At 32.9% G+C, this 15,836-nt stretch carries 13 protein-coding genes; 4 read left to right on the top strand and 9 right to left on the bottom strand.

The annotated features are described in order from the left end of the window. Window positions 1-37: 37 nt before the first annotated feature. Entirely contained in the window at window positions 38-2,593 is a 2,556-nt protein-coding gene (gene tamL / locus ABWO08_RS04680; protein WP_353083898.1) for a translocation and assembly module lipoprotein TamL, read from the bottom strand. A 35-nt stretch (window positions 2,594-2,628) separates the two neighbouring features. Here tamL and ABWO08_RS04675 point away from each other — a divergent pair, with 35 nt between their 5' ends. Further along, window positions 2,629-3,360, top strand: coding sequence for a TrmH family RNA methyltransferase (locus ABWO08_RS04675; protein WP_353083897.1), 732 nt, complete (start codon window positions 2,629-2,631; stop codon window positions 3,358-3,360). Here ABWO08_RS04675 and porT read toward each other — a convergent pair. The 8 genes from porT to ABWO08_RS04635 form a co-directional block, all read right to left on the bottom strand. Continuing rightward, window positions 3,357-4,061 carry a type IX secretion/gliding motility protein PorT/SprT gene (gene porT / locus ABWO08_RS04670; protein ID WP_353083896.1) on the bottom strand — a complete coding sequence of 235 codons (705 nt, stop codon included), beginning with the start codon at window positions 4,059-4,061 and terminating at the stop codon, window positions 3,357-3,359. The genes ABWO08_RS04675 and porT overlap by 4 nt on opposite strands. A 34-nt stretch (window positions 4,062-4,095) precedes the next feature. Beyond that, window positions 4,096-4,827 carry a bifunctional demethylmenaquinone methyltransferase/2-methoxy-6-polyprenyl-1,4-benzoquinol methylase UbiE gene (ubiE, locus tag ABWO08_RS04665; RefSeq protein WP_353083895.1) on the bottom strand — a complete coding sequence of 244 codons (732 nt, stop codon included), beginning with the start codon at window positions 4,825-4,827 and terminating at the stop codon, window positions 4,096-4,098. A gap of 52 nt (window positions 4,828-4,879) precedes the next feature. Continuing rightward, on the bottom strand, window positions 4,880-5,362 hold the full coding sequence (locus ABWO08_RS04660; RefSeq protein ID WP_353083894.1) for a dihydrofolate reductase: 483 nt from the start codon (window positions 5,360-5,362) through the stop codon (window positions 4,880-4,882). Window positions 5,363-5,373: 11 nt separating this feature from the next. Further along, entirely contained in the window at window positions 5,374-6,198 is an 825-nt protein-coding gene (locus tag ABWO08_RS04655) for a thymidylate synthase (protein WP_353083893.1), read from the bottom strand. 62 nt (window positions 6,199-6,260) lie between these two features. Then, entirely contained in the window at window positions 6,261-6,620 is a 360-nt protein-coding gene (locus ABWO08_RS04650) for a four helix bundle protein (protein WP_353083892.1), read from the bottom strand. A 47-nt stretch (window positions 6,621-6,667) separates the two neighbouring features. Further along, window positions 6,668-7,282 (bottom strand): bifunctional nuclease family protein, encoded by a 615-nt coding sequence (locus ABWO08_RS04645; RefSeq protein ID WP_353083891.1) that lies wholly within the window; start codon window positions 7,280-7,282, stop codon window positions 6,668-6,670. Between the two features lie 276 nt (window positions 7,283-7,558). Continuing rightward, window positions 7,559-8,527, bottom strand: coding sequence for an electron transfer flavoprotein subunit alpha/FixB family protein (locus ABWO08_RS04640; protein WP_353083890.1), 969 nt, complete (start codon window positions 8,525-8,527; stop codon window positions 7,559-7,561). A gap of 37 nt (window positions 8,528-8,564) precedes the next feature. After that, on the bottom strand, window positions 8,565-9,311 hold the full coding sequence (locus tag ABWO08_RS04635) for an electron transfer flavoprotein subunit beta/FixA family protein (protein WP_353083889.1): 747 nt from the start codon (window positions 9,309-9,311) through the stop codon (window positions 8,565-8,567). A gap of 247 nt (window positions 9,312-9,558) precedes the next feature. Between ABWO08_RS04635 and ABWO08_RS04630 the strand changes: the two genes are divergently transcribed. The 3 genes from ABWO08_RS04630 to ABWO08_RS04620 all read left to right on the top strand — a co-directional run bounded on the left by ABWO08_RS04630 (window position 9,559) and on the right by ABWO08_RS04620 (window position 15,774). Continuing rightward, window positions 9,559-10,536 (top strand): pyruvate dehydrogenase complex E1 component subunit beta, encoded by a 978-nt coding sequence (locus ABWO08_RS04630; RefSeq protein WP_353083888.1) that lies wholly within the window; start codon window positions 9,559-9,561, stop codon window positions 10,534-10,536. A 68-nt stretch (window positions 10,537-10,604) separates the two neighbouring features. Further along, window positions 10,605-13,085: a DUF5686 family protein gene (locus ABWO08_RS04625; protein ID WP_353083887.1), complete on the top strand. Its 2,481-nt coding sequence runs from the start codon at window positions 10,605-10,607 to the stop codon at window positions 13,083-13,085. 109 nt (window positions 13,086-13,194) lie between these two features. Further along, window positions 13,195-15,774 carry a sodium-translocating pyrophosphatase gene (locus ABWO08_RS04620; RefSeq protein ID WP_353083886.1) on the top strand — a complete coding sequence of 860 codons (2,580 nt, stop codon included), beginning with the start codon at window positions 13,195-13,197 and terminating at the stop codon, window positions 15,772-15,774. The last annotated feature ends 62 nt before the right edge of the window (window positions 15,775-15,836 follow it).

The raw sequence follows: 15,836 nt of genomic DNA, 5'->3' as shown, positions 1-15,836 counted from the left end.
TTTTAAATTAAGTTTACAAAAGTAATAATTTCTAAAATTAGAACGGATAATTTATACCAATATTTAATACTGATTTGGCTAAATTAATTTCTTTAAACCATTTTTCATTTTCTGAATTTGCAGGATTGTAGGTTTTAAATCCTACATCGAAACGCACAACAAATAGCCCTTGATCATATCGAAGACCAACTCCTGTTCCTAATGCAATGGAATTTAGCGAACTTATTCCGTTGAAGGTATAGGTGTCATCCTCAACATTGTCAAAAACATTCCAAATATTTCCAGCATCGGCAAATAAAGCTCCGTTAAATTTTCCAAAAATGTTATAGCGAAGTTCTGCACTCAAAGTAAGTTTTAAATTTGCTTCATTAAAATCATTCAATCCACCACTTTTTCCAGGTCCTAAGCTATATGGTTGCCATGCTCTAATGTCATTTGATCCTCCCGAAAAATAACTTCGAGAAAACGGTATACTATTGGAGTTTCCATAAGGAATTGCCAATCCGGCAAAGCTTCTAATTGCAAAAACTTTTTTGCCAGGTAATGGCCAATGTTTAATATATTCTACTTCTCCTTTTAAATATTGTGAATATTCCACCTCAAAAAAGGTACTTACTTCCCCTTGATTGTTCAGTTGCTTTGAAATTCTTGCTAGTAAAGAAAGAAAATTTCCTGCCGATTCAAATTTGGTTTTAAAGGCATGAAATGAATTATCGTAAAGATCTTTTCTAGTTGTTTGAGAATAGCTAATGCTTGTTGCAAAAATTAAATTATTTTCTGTTAATCTTTTTCGACGCTCTTCAATGCTTCGAATAGATTTTAAGTCATCTTCAGTTAATGAAATTATACTAGGATTTGCTAATGCATCTGCTGTAAAACCTGAAGTTCCACTTTCAATTATTAATTGATTGGTATCAGTTGAAAAATAATTTGGATTTACAGAAGCGTAATTATTTGCAATTGCGTTTAAAGCTCTATAAGAAGATTGATATATATTGAAATAATTGCTTGTATTTAAATTATTTACATATTGAATATTAAATAAATCAAGTCTAATAGATGAATTTGGTTTTGGTGTCCAATTGTATGAAAACGAACTAGTGAAATTTTGTTTATCCAATCCAATATTTGTTTGTTTGGCATAACCCACGCTAATTACCGTTGAAGGAATCATACTTTTTTGAATGATCTTATCCAGATTAAATGGGAAAAAGAGTCTAGGAAAACTCAATTTTGCGTCAACCCCGATTTCAGAAATATTGAAGAAATTATTGTTTGGATTTGCCAAGTCTTTAGAAGCTCCAACATTTCCTCTAAATCCTATTTGAAAAGTTTCTGCGCCATTAAAAACATTACGAATTCCAAGTGATGTATTGCCTGAAATACCAAAATCTTGAATGTTAGAATGAATAAAATCGGCAGAATAACCAAAACTAAATTTATCTCTAGGTTTTAAATATATGTTTGCAATTAATGCTTTGCTGTCTTTTGGGTCAATTTTATATTCAATTGTAGGGTAATTAAATACTCTTAGATTACTTAAATACTTTGTAGTAAGTTGAGTATTGATGTCAGAAAACAAACTCCCTTTAGTTATAAATACCGCATTTGTTATTGATTTTGGACGGTATTTAAGCTTGTTTTCACTGTAAAGCATGAAATCATTATACTGTAAACTATCTTTAATTGGCTTTTCTATTTTATTGGTTGCTCTATCGGTATATATAGCAACTTTACTTATCTTATATAGTTCAAAAGGAGCGGTTTTGGAAGAATCATTTTCTCTGTAGGAATAATCTTTTACAATTAATTTTACATTAACCTTTTTACTGGTGTTAATGGTGTCCAAAGCATAGGAAATGTAATTCTGCTGAAATAAATAAGCCCCATTGTTCCTAAATTCAGTTGTAAGTCGATTTCTTTCTTCTTCTAAATTTACAGTTGCATATTGCTTGTTTCTTTGAATTAATGAATTTGTAACTTTGGTTTTGTATAAAGAATCTAGTGCTGGAGTTTCTATTTGCGTGGATACGCTATCTATTAAATACGGTTTTTTAAGTGCGATTTGATATTTAATATTGGTTTTTTTCTTTTGAGTAGTATCGCTCGTAAAATTTGCTTTTACATCAAAAAATCCTTTGTTGTAATAATAAGCCTCTAATCTTTTTAGAGATTTTTTTGAATAATCTGCATCATAAATTACAGGTGCTTCACCAGTTTTTATTAAAAAATTACTCCATCCAGAAACAATAAATGATTTACCAAGTCGGTCAACTTGTTTTTGAGAAAGAAGTTTTGATAAATTGGCTTTTCGATTTGGTTTTTTATTTAGCCAATTAGCATAGGTTGAATCGGCATTTAATTTTGATAGATTAAATAAATTCAATCGTAATCGGTAGCCTAAAATGGAACTGTTGGGTTTTTGATACAATTGAAAAAACACATTTTCATCTTTAATTTCTTTGCCGTCAACAGAAATCTCGTTTTTCATCAACAAGCGTTTTCCCTCGGTTACTCGTTTTGTTGTGTTACAAGCAACAAATAAGAGTAGAATTAAAATAATAAATGATATTTTTGTAAGGTGTTTTTTCAAGAGATGCAAAATTTAATCCAAAAGTACATTTTTTTATGGTTAGTAAAAACCAAATTAAGCTAATTACTAGTTTGCAACAAAAAAAATTTAGACAACTTCATAAATTATTTATTGCAGAAGGGGTGAAAGTAATTCAGGAATTACTGGATTCTAATTTTGTTTTAGAGCATTTATATGTTACCGAATCTATTTTTGAATCCCTAAACAACGAATCTAAAACGTTAATTACTGAATCAGAATTAAAGAAAATATCTTGCCTGTCAACTCCAAATAATTGTTTGGCTTTATTTGCAATTCCGGAAACGGAAAAACCTATAGCAAGCGGATTAATAGTTGCCTTAGATGCTGTTAGAGATCCTGGAAACTTAGGTACGATTATTCGATTATGCGATTGGTTTGGTGTAGAGCAATTGTGGTGTAATGAGCAAACGGTAGATTTATATAATCCAAAAGTGGTGCAAGCAACTATGGGTTCGCTTGCAAGGGTAAAAGTGCACTATTTGGATCTTGAAAAAGAAATTCAAAAGTCAAATCTTCCTGTTTTTGGAACATTTATGGATGGTGAAAATATCTACCAAACAACGCTTCCAAGTGAGGGGATTTTAATTTTAGGAAATGAGGCAAATGGCATTTCAGGCTCAATAGAAAAGTTAGTTACTTCAAGGTTGGCAATACCAAGGTTTGGTAATTTACAAAAAACAGAAAGTTTGAATGTTGCTACTGCAACTGCAATATTTTTAAGTGAATTTAAAAGAAGTGCTTCCTAGTGGAAAGTGAAATTCACAAAAATACCTCTAGTTTTCATTGATTCAATATTTCCAGTCCATGGACTATCTGGGTTGTTGTCGCGAATTAATTCATCATTCAATCCAAAAACACCTCTAATAGAAGGTGAAAATTTAAAGTATTCTAAAAATAAATCGATCCCAAACCCAAGTTGGTAGTTTTGTGTCCAAGTTCTTAATCTAAATCGTTGTTGGTAATTGTCATCGGTAGATTTTGCATTACTAGCTAAATTTAAGGTAGATGAAACTCCGCCAACTAGAAAAGGTCTAATATTTCCTGTTCGTTTAGAAGAAAATTTTAATAATAAAGGAAAATCAATATATGTTGAGCGTATTTCTCTTTCAGAATCAATTTTTCGGGTAAATCCAGTGTAGTTAAGGCTTCTCTGTGCATAGTATAATCCGGGTTCAAATCTAAGATTTACATATTCAAATAATCTTAAATCTCCAACAATGCCTACGTTAAATCCTGAAGTTGCATTAACAATAATATCTGCTCCGGGGGTATTTATGTAATCAATTTTAAAATCATAAGAGTTAAAACCAAGAAAGTAGCCAAAGTAAACGCGTTGTTTATCGAAGTTCTCTAAATTAACTATTGGATCACTAGAAAAGATACCTTTTGTTTGCGCATTGATTTGCAAACAAATTAATAGAAAAAGAGAATAAAATAGTTTCTTCATAATACTGTAATTCCAGTCTTTTTTGAATGGAGAATTATTTTTTGGTTGCAGTGTAAATTGTTGCTACACCAAAAGTTTGTGGCATAGCCACCACATCTATAAACCCAATTTTTCGTAAAATATTGTTTAATTGTTCTCCAAATGGAAAAACTGATGCCGATTCAGATAAATAGCCATAGGCTACATTGTCTTTAGAAAATAGCTTGCCGATTACCGGCAATATGAATTTTGTGTAAAAACGATACCCTTGTTTAAAAGGAGTTTTAACCGGTACCGAAGTTTCTAAAATAACAAATATTCCGTTTGGTTTAAGGACTCTTAAAATTTCTTGTAGTCCTTTTTCTAATGTTTCAAAATTTCGGATTCCAAAAGAAACAGTGATAGCGTCAAAATGGTTGTCAGGAAAGGGCATATTTTCACTATCACCCAAAACCATTTCAATTACTGAATCTAATTTTTTTTCTGCAATTTTTTTCTTCCCAACTTCAAGCATTCCCGAAGAAATGTCTAATCCAATAATGTTTTTTGCATTTGTTTTAGCCATTAATATAGCCAAGTCACCAGTTCCTGTAGCAATGTCTAAAATAGTTTCTGGATTTTTTCCAGCTACTAATTGCAAAACTTTTTTACGCCATTTCACATCAATTCCAAAAGAAATCACACGGTTTAATCCATCGTAATTCCCAGAAATAGTATCAAACATTTGGGTAACCTGTTCTTTTTTTCCTAAAGAAGAATCTTTATACGGAGTGACATTTTTTGACATTATAAAAAGTGCTATTTAATCGCGCAAAAATACAAATAATAAATGGAACTGCTTATTTTTTTATATAAGTCTCAAAGGTGAAATCGTATTGGTGTTTTTCGTCTTTGAAATGCTTTTCAGAGAAAACTAAATTCCATTCGGAGGTATTAAATTCTGGAAAAAATGCATCGGCATCCAATTCAATATGAACGCGAGTAAGGTCGATTTTATCTGCAAATGGAAGTGCTTGCTCATAAATTTGGGCTCCACCAATGATGAAAACTTCTTCGTTTTGAGGGGAAATCTCCAAAGCTTCTTCTAAAGAATGTACAACAAGGCATCCTTCAACAAGATATTCTTCCTGTCGGGTTATGATAATATGGGTACGATTGGGTAATGGTTTTGGAAAACTCTCAAAAGTTTTTCTCCCCATTATAATGTAATGTCCAGAGGTAATTTGCTTGAACCGTTTAAAATCTTCAGGCAAATGCCAAAGCAAGTCATTGTCTTTTCCTAATGCATTATTTTCGGCTGCCGCAGCTATAAGTGTAATCATATTTTTATAAATTAAACTGCTACAGCTCCTTTAATATGAGGATGTGGATCATAACCTTCAAGGGCAAAATCATCAAAATCGAAATCTAAAATATTTTTTATTTTCGGATTAATTATCATTTTAGGTAACGCTCTACAATCTCTAGAAAGTTGCAATTCAAGTTGCTCAATGTGGTTGTTATAGATGTGTGCATCCCCAAAAGTGTGAATGAAATCGCCTGCTTCTAAGTTACAAACTTGCGCAATCATCATAGTAAGTAGGGCATAGGAAGCTATATTAAATGGAACTCCCAAGAAAATATCGGCACTTCGTTGGTACAATTGACAAGATAATTTTCCTTCTGAAACATAAAACTGGAAGAAAGCATGGCAAGGAGGTAATGCCACTTTTCCGTTAGCAATATTTTCTGCAAATGATTTGGTTGTATCAGGTAAAACCGAAGGATTCCATGCAGAAACTAGCATTCGTCGGCTGTTTGGGTTGGTTTTTAAGGTTTCGATTAGCTCAGTAATTTGATCGATTTCCTCGCTGTTCCAATTGCGCCATTGGTGTCCATAAACCGGACCTAAATCACCATTTTCATTAGCCCATTCATCCCAAATTTTTACTCCGTTTTCTTGTAAATACTTTATATTGGTATCCCCTTTTAAAAACCACAACAATTCATAAATTATTGACTTCAAGTGCAGTTTTTTAGTAGTTACCATTGGAAAACCTTCACTTAAATCAAAACGCATCTGATAACCAAATACACTTTTGGTTCCGGTACCGGTGCGATCGCCTTTTTGGGTTCCGTTTTCTAAAACATGCTTTACTAAGTCGTGGTATTGTTTCATATTAGGTATTTAATTTAGGTATAGGGTTTTGGGTGTTGGGTCCTGGGTGTTTTGTCCTGGTTTTATATTTGGGTTTTTACATATTTTATTAAAGATGAAATTCTCTTTTGTAAGAGTTCAATTGCTTCTAAATGAATTTTTGTTTTTTCAATTTTTAATAAATTTAAATCATTGCAAAGTAATAATTGTGTTTCTAATTCAAAACTAGATCCAAGACTAATTTGTAAATATCTTAAAAAGTCTTTTTGTGAATCTTTAGCAGATCCTTCAGCTATATTTGATGGGATTGATATAACACATCTTCTAATTTGAGATACCAATCCATATTTTTCATCTTCAGGTAAATCACCAGTTAGTTTATAAATGTCTTTTGCAAGAATTCTTGACTCTTTCCATACTTCTAGTTCTTTAAAATTCCGCATATTCATTTTTTTCTTAACCCTAAACCTTGAACCCTGAACCTAGCACCTTACAAATCCTCTCTTTTTGATATTTCGTCTCGAATTCTAGCCGCTTTTTCATAATCTTCTTCTTGAACTGCGACCTCTAATTGATCGTGCAATTCAATCATACTTAATTTTTTATATGGCGAGTGATTTTCCTCTTCATTTCCAAAGGTTTCTGGCTCAGTCAATGCGCCATCTTCCATGGTGGTATTTCCTTCAGTGTCTGCAGTGTTATAAAACCCTGCTTTTTCTAAAATATTTTCATAAGTAAAAATTGGTGCTTGAAAACGCAGTGCTAAAGCAATAGCGTCGGAAGTTCGGGCATCAATAATTTCTTCAATTTTATCTCGTTCACAAATTATGCTCGAAAAGAAAACACCATCAACCAGTTTGTGAATAATTACTTGTTTGATTACGATGTCAAAACGATCAGCAAAACTTTTAAATAAATCATGAGTGAGTGGGCGAGGGGGCTTAATTTCATTTTCTAAAGCAATGGCAATTGATTGTGCCTCGAAAGCACCAATTACAATAGGTAATTTTCGTTCGCCATCAACCTCATTCAAGATTAATGCATAGGCACCATTTTGCGTTTGGCTGTAAGAAATCCCTTTAATTGTTAGTTTTACTAAACTCATAATTTTGTCATTGCGAGGTACGAAGCAATCTCATCCCCGACTCTTAATTTGGTTACAAAGCATTCTTGTAAAAGATGAATTATTTACAACAAAGTTTGTCGCTTAGCCCTGATTGAAGCAAGTATCCTTTGTTGTTTTTCTTAAAACAATAAAGATACTGCGTAAAGCAGGAAAAGGCTTTGCAAAGTAACAAAAAAGTTTCGCTTCAAAAAACAAAAAAATAAGCTATCTGAAATTTTATTCGGATAGCTTATTAATTATTTATATAAAAGGATTTTAGCTATTTTGAGCCTTAAATTCTTTTAGTTTTTGAGTTAATCGAGGCACAATATCAAAAGCGTCGCCTACAATTCCGTAATCAGCAACTTTAAAGAAAGGCGCTTCTGGATCGGTATTGATTACTAATTTTACTTTAGAAGAGTTGATTCCGGCAATGTGTTGAATCGCACCTGAAATTCCGATTGCAATGTATAAATTGGTTGCCACTGGTTTTCCTGTTTGTCCAACGTGCTCACTGTGAGGGCGCCATCCAATGTCAGAAACTGGTTTAGAACAAGCGGTTGCAGCACCAAGTACCGAAGCTAATTCTTCAAGCATTCCCCAATTTTCTGGACCTTTCATTCCGCGTCCACCAGAAACTACTACATCGGCATCGGCGATGGTAACTTTTCCTGATGATTTTTCAACCGATTCTACTTTTACAGAAAAATCAGCATCGTTCAAGCTTGGCGCAAAATCTTCTTCAGATAAAGAAGCAGCATTTTCAACCAATCCAAATGAATTTTTACTTATTGCAAGGACTTTAATATCGGTTGCAATTTCGGTAATGTTGAATGCTTTATTTGAAAAAGCAGTTCTTTTAACTTGAAACGGACTTGTAGAAATTGGTAAGCCAACTACATTGCTCGCTAATCCCGCTTCTAAACCAATAGAAACTAAAGGAGCTAAATACAAACTATCTGTTGTAGAAGAAAGAACCACTACTTTTGATCCTTCTTTTTGAGCAGCTTGTTTAAGCACATCAGCATAAGCTTTTGCATTAAAATTGGCTAATTTATCGTTGGTTACTTTTAATACTTTAGATACACCATATTTAGATAATTCTGAAGCATCACCGCAATTTATGGTTACCGCTGTAACAGATGTTCCTATTGAATCGGCCACTTTTTTTGCGTAAGAAGCTAATTCAAAAGCTACTTTTTTGATTTTGCCTTCAGATGATTCTGCGTATATTAATATTGACATTTTATATTATTTTAAATGTTGAATTATAAATTTGAAATTAAATAACTTTTGCTTCGTTGTGCAAAGCGTTTACCAATCCGTCTATATCGTCTGCTGAGAATAATTTTACTGCAGATTTAGCAGCAGGTTTTTCAAATTTTACGATTTTAGTTTGATTGTCAGCTCCAACAGGCTCTAAAATTGTAAGTACTTTAGTTCTTGCGGTCATAATTCCACGCATATTTGGAATACGCAAATCTTTCTCTTCAACTAATCCTTTTTGTCCTCCAATAATTAAAGGTAGACTAGCTGAAATAATTTCTTTACCACCGTCAATTTCTCTAGCTGTTTTGGCAGAATTTCCATCAATTGTGATTTCGGTACATGAATTTACAAAGTTATAGTTTAGTAGTCCTGCTAACATTCCAGGAACCATTCCGCCATTGTAATCTAACGATTCTTTACCGCAAATTACTAAATCATAACCTCCAGCTTTGATCACTTCTGCCAATTGTTTGGCAACAAAAAAACCATCGGTTGGATTTGCATTTACACGAATTGCTTCGTTTGCACCTATCGCTAAAGCTTTTCTTAATGTTGGTTCGGTATCGGCTCCGCCAACATTTACAACAGTTACTGTTGCTCCTTGCTGTTCTTGAAACCAAATAGCTCTTGTTAAACCAAATTCATCATTTGGGTTAATTACATATTGTACGCCATTGGTATCAAATTCAGAATCGCCATTTACAAAGTTGATTTTTGATGTAGTATCGGGTACATGACTTATGCAAACTAATATTTTCATGGTATAAATTTTATTTTTTTCTGACTGTAAAAGTATAAAATATATTTCTATTTTTAATATGCGTGCATAATAAAAAAAATAAAATTATCCCTATTATATCGATTTCGCTGACGACCTATTCAATCCTTTGAATAAAAGATTTTATAAAGCACTTATTTGTATTGATATAATTTAAGTTTATTATGTTTTTTTATCATTTAAAATTTTTACTTTTGCTATCCAAAATTGACATTAAGAATTTCTATATATGAGAACTATACAATTTAGAGAAGCTATTGCTGAAGCGATGAGTGAAGAAATGCGTCGCGATGAATCTGTTTATTTAATGGGAGAAGAAGTTGCCGAATACAATGGTGCTTACAAAGCTTCCAAAGGTATGTTGGATGAATTTGGACCAAAACGTGTTATTGACACTCCAATTGCTGAGTTAGGTTTTGCCGGAATTGCGGTTGGATCTGCTATGAATGGATGTCGTCCAATTGTGGAATACATGACTTTTAACTTTTGCTTGGTTGGTATTGATCAAATTATCAATAACGCAGCTAAAATGCGTCAAATGTCGGCTGGACAATTTCCAATGCCGATGGTTTTTCGAGGGCCTACTGCTTCTGCAGGTCAATTAGGTGCAACACACTCGCAAGCATTTGAAAACTGGTTTGCAAATACTCCAGGGTTAAAAGTGGTTGTTCCTTCTACCGTTTATGATGCCAAAGGATTATTAAAAGCTGCTATTAGAGATAACGATCCAGTTATTTTTATGGAATCAGAACAAATGTATGGGGATAAAGGAGAAGTTCCAGAAGGAGAATATATTATTCCGCTTGGTGTTGCCGATATAAAAAGAGCAGGTACCGATGTAACTATTGTTTCATTTGGTAAAATCATTAAAGAAGCTTTTATTGCTGCAGATGAATTAGAAAAAGAAGGTATTTCTTGTGAAATCATCGATTTAAGAACGGTTCGTCCAATGGATTATGATGCGATTATTAATTCAGTTAAGAAAACAAATCGTTTAGTTGTTCTTGAAGAGGCTTGGCCATTTGCAAGTGTTGCTTCAGAGATTACATACATGGTTCAAGACAAGGCATTTGATTACTTAGATGCGCCAGTTCAAAGAATAACTACTGCCGATACTCCAGCGCCTTATTCTCCAACACTTTTAAAAGAATGGTTGCCTAATGCATCCGATGTTGTAAAAGCAGTAAAAAAAGTAATGTATAAATAATATTAAACTATTATATTTGGAGCTTCATCAGAGAAATCTTGATGAAGCTTTTTTTTATTTTATTTAGCATGTTTCAAAAATTTACTTGCCTTTTATTTTTCTGTTTTTCTACTATATTATTTTCTCAAACAAAAATAAGCGGTATTGTAGTTGATAAAAAAAACAAACCAATTTCCTATGCGAGTCTGGTTTTTAAAAGTTCAAATGAAGGAACGTTAAGTGATGAAAACGGAAAGTTTTATTTAGAATCCAAAAATACTTACACAGCTTTTAAAGTTGCCTATGCTGGTTATACCACAAAAGATGTAACCCTTTCAAAAACCGTAAACTACAATATGAAAGTGGTTATGGATGGGGAGATTGTCTTGAAAGATGTAGTGATTTACAAAGGCAAAACATCCAAAAAGAACAATCCAGCATTAGTAATTCTCAGAAAAATTTGGGCTCGAAAAAGAAAAAATGGTCTACGAATTTTTGATCAATATCAGTATGAAAAATACGAAAAGATTGAATTTGATTTAAATACTATTGATAGTGCTTTTATGAAAAGCAAGGTGTTTAAAGGAATGGAATTTATCTTTAATAAGCTTGATACTTCCAAAGTTACTGGAAAAACTTATTTACCAATATTTATTAATGAATCTTTATATGATGTTTATGGAGATAATAAGATAAATAAAGAAAAATCCATTTTAAAAGCAAATAAAAATTCGGGATTAGGAAATGGAGAAGGAGTAAATAATTTCATGAAGGATTTGTATAATGACTACAATATCTATAATAATCACTTAACTTTTTTTGACAAAAGTTTCACGAGTCCGCTTTCTACAACGGGTATAGATGTTTATAATTATGTGTTAAGAGACAGTTCCTACATTGATAATAAATGGTGTTATAATATTGAATTTTACCCTCGACGCAAAAACGAGCTTACCTTTAAAGGAGATTTTTGGGTAAACGATACCACATTTGCAATTAAAACAATTAATATGGCAGTTTCTAAAAGTGCCAATATTAACTGGATTAAAGATATTTTTATTGAACAAGAATTTGAAGTTCAAAACGATTCGGTATTTTTATTAACTCGTGATTATATAATGTCGGATTTTTCATTTAGTAAAAAAGAAGAGTCAAAAGGGGTATACGGGAAGCGAACTACCTTAGCTCGGAATCATAAATTTAACGAGCCTAAACCGGATAAATTCTATAGAGAAGAAGTTAATTTTTTAGATAATTCTGTATTCAAAAAAGATAATGATTATTGGGAGAAAAACCGATTTGAAAAATTAAATAAAGATGAGGTTGGAGTCTATAAAATGATTGACACCTTGAAAAAGGTCCCTAAATTTAAGCGTATGTATAATCTAGTTTCTATTTTAGGAAGTGGTTATATTAATTACGATTGGTTTGATTATGGCCCTATTCTTTCTACTGTAGGTTATAATGAGGTAGAAGGATTTCGTTTAAGAGTAGGAGGTAGAACCTATTTTGGACATAATGATAAATGGCGCGTTCAAGGTTATACTGCTTATGGATTTACTGACAATAAAATTAAATATGGCATTTCTGGTAAATGGATGTTAGAACCTAAAAATAGGGTAATTATTTCTGGCGGAAATCGAAGAGATGTTGAACAAATAGGAGCAAGTTTGATGAGTTCAAATGATGTTTTAGGAAGAAGTTTCGCATCTTCAAGTCTCTTTAGTTTTGGCGCTAATGGAAAACTAACCAATGTTAATTTTTCTAATTTATCAATTGAAATTGAGCCAATAAAAAATTTAATTTTTGAATCTAGTATTTCCCATAAAATATTAGAATCAGCATCGCCTTCGTTTAGTTTAGATTATTTTACAGATGACACCTATACTACGACTCAAAGTTCGGTCACACAATCAGAAATTGGATTTCAAATAGAATATACGCCAAATAAAAAAACTTCGGGCTACGGAGTGGAGCGATCCATTGTTGACAGCCCATATAGTAGGGTATTTTTTAATTTCAGCCAAGGAATTAAAGGGCTATTTAACAGTGATTTTGATTACAGTAAAGTACAATTGTTTTATAAACAACATATTTTAATTGGTCCATTAGGAAGAACCAATTTAACACTTGAATTAGGTCAGACTTTTGGAAAAATTCCATTAGGATTGATGAGTATCATACCAGGAAATCAAACCTTATTCATGATTAAAAATACGTTTAATAATCTAAATTTTTATGAGTTTGTGTCCGACAGATATGCTACGATTCAGTGGGAGCACAATTTTCAAGGAAGACTACTCTCTAGAATTCCGTTTATGAGAGATTTAAATTGGAGGGAAATAATTGGTGTAAAATCTGTTTATGGTGAAATTTCAAATGAAAACAATCTACTTAATGCCTCTGATTTATTGTATAGATCCCCAACTAATCCTTATTGGGAATATAGTGCAGGTATTGGAAATATTTTTAAAGTTTTAAGATTAGACGCTAGCTTTAGAGGAAATTACCGAGATATTCCAGAGTCTAACAATTTTACAATTAAGGCTCAAATTGGTTTTTACTTCTAAAACTATAAAAATTAGCTTTTTTTAATAGTAAAATTAGACAATTTGCATTAGTTCCTAAAAAATTGTTATTTTTGCACCCGATAAAATTTATAACAAATATTTTAAATTTATGGAATCATTGATGATTTATGTGCCTATTGTAATGGCACTGATTGGATTAGCTTTTATGGCAATCAAAAAATCTTGGGTTTTAAAACAAGATGCTGGGGATGGAAAAATGAAAGAAATTTCAGATTACATCTACGAAGGTGCCTTAGCTTTTCTTAAAGCAGAGTACAAATTATTAGCAATTTTTGTTGTTGTAGCAAGTATTGTTTTAGCTGGAATTACTTTTATTCCTGGAGTTAAAACAGATATATTAATTGTTGTAGCATTCGTTTTCGGAGCATTTTTCTCAGCACTTGCTGGAAACATGGGAATGAAAATTGCAACCAAAACTAATGTTAGAACTACGCAAGCAGCTCGTACAAGTTTACCTCAAGCATTAAAAGTTTCTTTTGGTGGTGGTACTGTAATGGGTCTTGGTGTTGCTGGTTTAGCAGTATTGGGATTAACTGGATTTTTTATTGTTTTCTATACCATATTTATGGGTGGAACATGGACTAATGGTGAAGACATGACCAAAGTTCTTGAGACACTTGCAGGATTCTCTCTTGGAGCAGAATCGATTGCTTTATTTGCTCGTGTTGGTGGAGGTATTTATACTAAAGCTGCCGATGTAGGTGCTGACTTAGTAGGTAAAGTTGAAGCAGGTATACCTGAGGATGATCCACGTAACCCTGCTACAATTGCAGATAACGTTGGAGATAACGTAGGTGACGTTGCTGGTATGGGTGCCGATTTATTTGGTTCTTATGTTGCAACAGTTCTTGCTGCAATGGTATTAGGTAACTACGTAATTAAAGATATGGGTGGTAAAATCGAAGACGCTTTTGGTGGAATCGGACCAATTTTATTACCAATGGCTATCGCAGGTTTCGGAATTTTATTCTCAATCATCGGAACCATGTTAGTGAAAATTAACAGTGATGATGCAAAAGAAGCTCAAGTTCAAAAAGCATTAAATATTGGTAACTGGGTATCTATTGTTTTAACAGCTGTTTCTTGTTATTTCTTAGTAGACTTAATGTTACCAGAAGTAATGACAATGGAATTCTTCGGAGAAGGAGCACAAAAGATTTCTTCAATGCGTGTTTTCTATGCTACATTAATCGGATTAGTAGTTGGTGGAGCTATTTCATCAGTAACTGAATATTATACAGGTTTAGGTACAAAACCAGTTTTGGCAATTGTACAAAAATCTTCAACAGGTGCAGGAACAAATGTAATCGCTGGTTTAGCTACTGGTATGATTTCTACATTTCCGACAGTATTATTATTTGCAGGTGCTATATGGGCATCCTATGCATTAGCTGGTTTCTACGGAGTGGCTTTAGCTGCTTCTGCTATGATGGCTACAACTGCTATGCAATTAGCAATTGACGCTTTCGGACCAATTTCTGATAACGCTGGAGGTATAGCTGAAATGAGTGAATTACCGAAAGAAGTTCGTACTCGTACAGACATCTTGGATTCAGTTGGTAACACAACTGCTGCAACAGGAAAAGGTTTCGCTATCGCTTCTGCTGCATTAACTTCATTAGCATTATTTGCTGCTTATGTAACTTTTACAGGAATTGATGGTATTAATATCTTCAAAGCTCCAGTATTAGCAATGTTATTTGTTGGAGGTATGATTCCAGTAGTTTTCTCAGCATTAGCAATGAACTCTGTTGGTAAAGCTGCCATGGATATGGTTTATGAAGTGCGTCGTCAGTTTAAAGAAATTCCAGGAATTATGGAAGGAACTGGCAAACCAGAATATGGTAAATGTGTTGAAATTTCTACTAAAGCTGCATTACGTGAAATGATGTTGCCAGGAGTTATGACAATTGGTTTCCCAATTGCAATCGTATTATTAGGTAAATTAGTTTACGGAGATAACAACCAATTAATCGCTGAAATGTTAGGTGGTTATATGGCTGGAGTTACTGTTTCAGGTGTGCTTTGGGCTGTGTTCCAAAATAATGCTGGCGGTGCTTGGGATAATGCTAAAAAATCATTCGAAGCTGGTGTTGAAATTAATGGAGAAATGACTTACAAAGGTTCTGATGCGCACAAAGCGGCAGTAACTGGAGATACAGTTGGAGATCCATTTAAAGATACTTCAGGCCCATCTATGAACATCTTAATCAAATTAACTTGTTTAATTGGATTAGTAATCGCTCCTATTTTAGGAAATGGTTCTTCATCTGAAGGAAAAGAAATGAAATGCGTTATCGAAATGAATTCTTCATGTTCTGAAGAAAATATGATCGGTAAATGTGATATGAGCAAATGTGCTACTATGACTAAAGACGAATGTGCAGCAATGTGTGATAGTCTTAAATGTTCACCAGAAGAAAAAGAAATGTGTTTATCTCACTATGATGCAAACGGTAAATTCGTTGCTGCAAAAGAGTGTGATGAAAAAGAAGGTGAGTCTTCTTGTTGTGCAAAAACAGAAGATAAAAAGGTTAAAGTAATTTTAGTAAATGAAAAAGGAAGTGCTAAAGCTACTGTAATTACTACCGAAAAAGGTAAAGCTACCACTCAAGTTTTCGAAGGATCTATTGATGAGGTGAAAGCTAAAGTTGAGTCAATGAAGTAATCTTCAATACCAATATACTTTTAAATGCCTCACTTTGTGAGGCATTTTTTTTGTACCATCTA

The sequence above is a fragment of the Flavobacterium sp. genome, assembly GCF_040383245.1.
Taxonomy (GTDB): Bacteria; Bacteroidota; Bacteroidia; order Flavobacteriales; family Flavobacteriaceae; genus Flavobacterium.
This window is presented reverse-complemented; position numbering and strand designations above follow the sequence as displayed.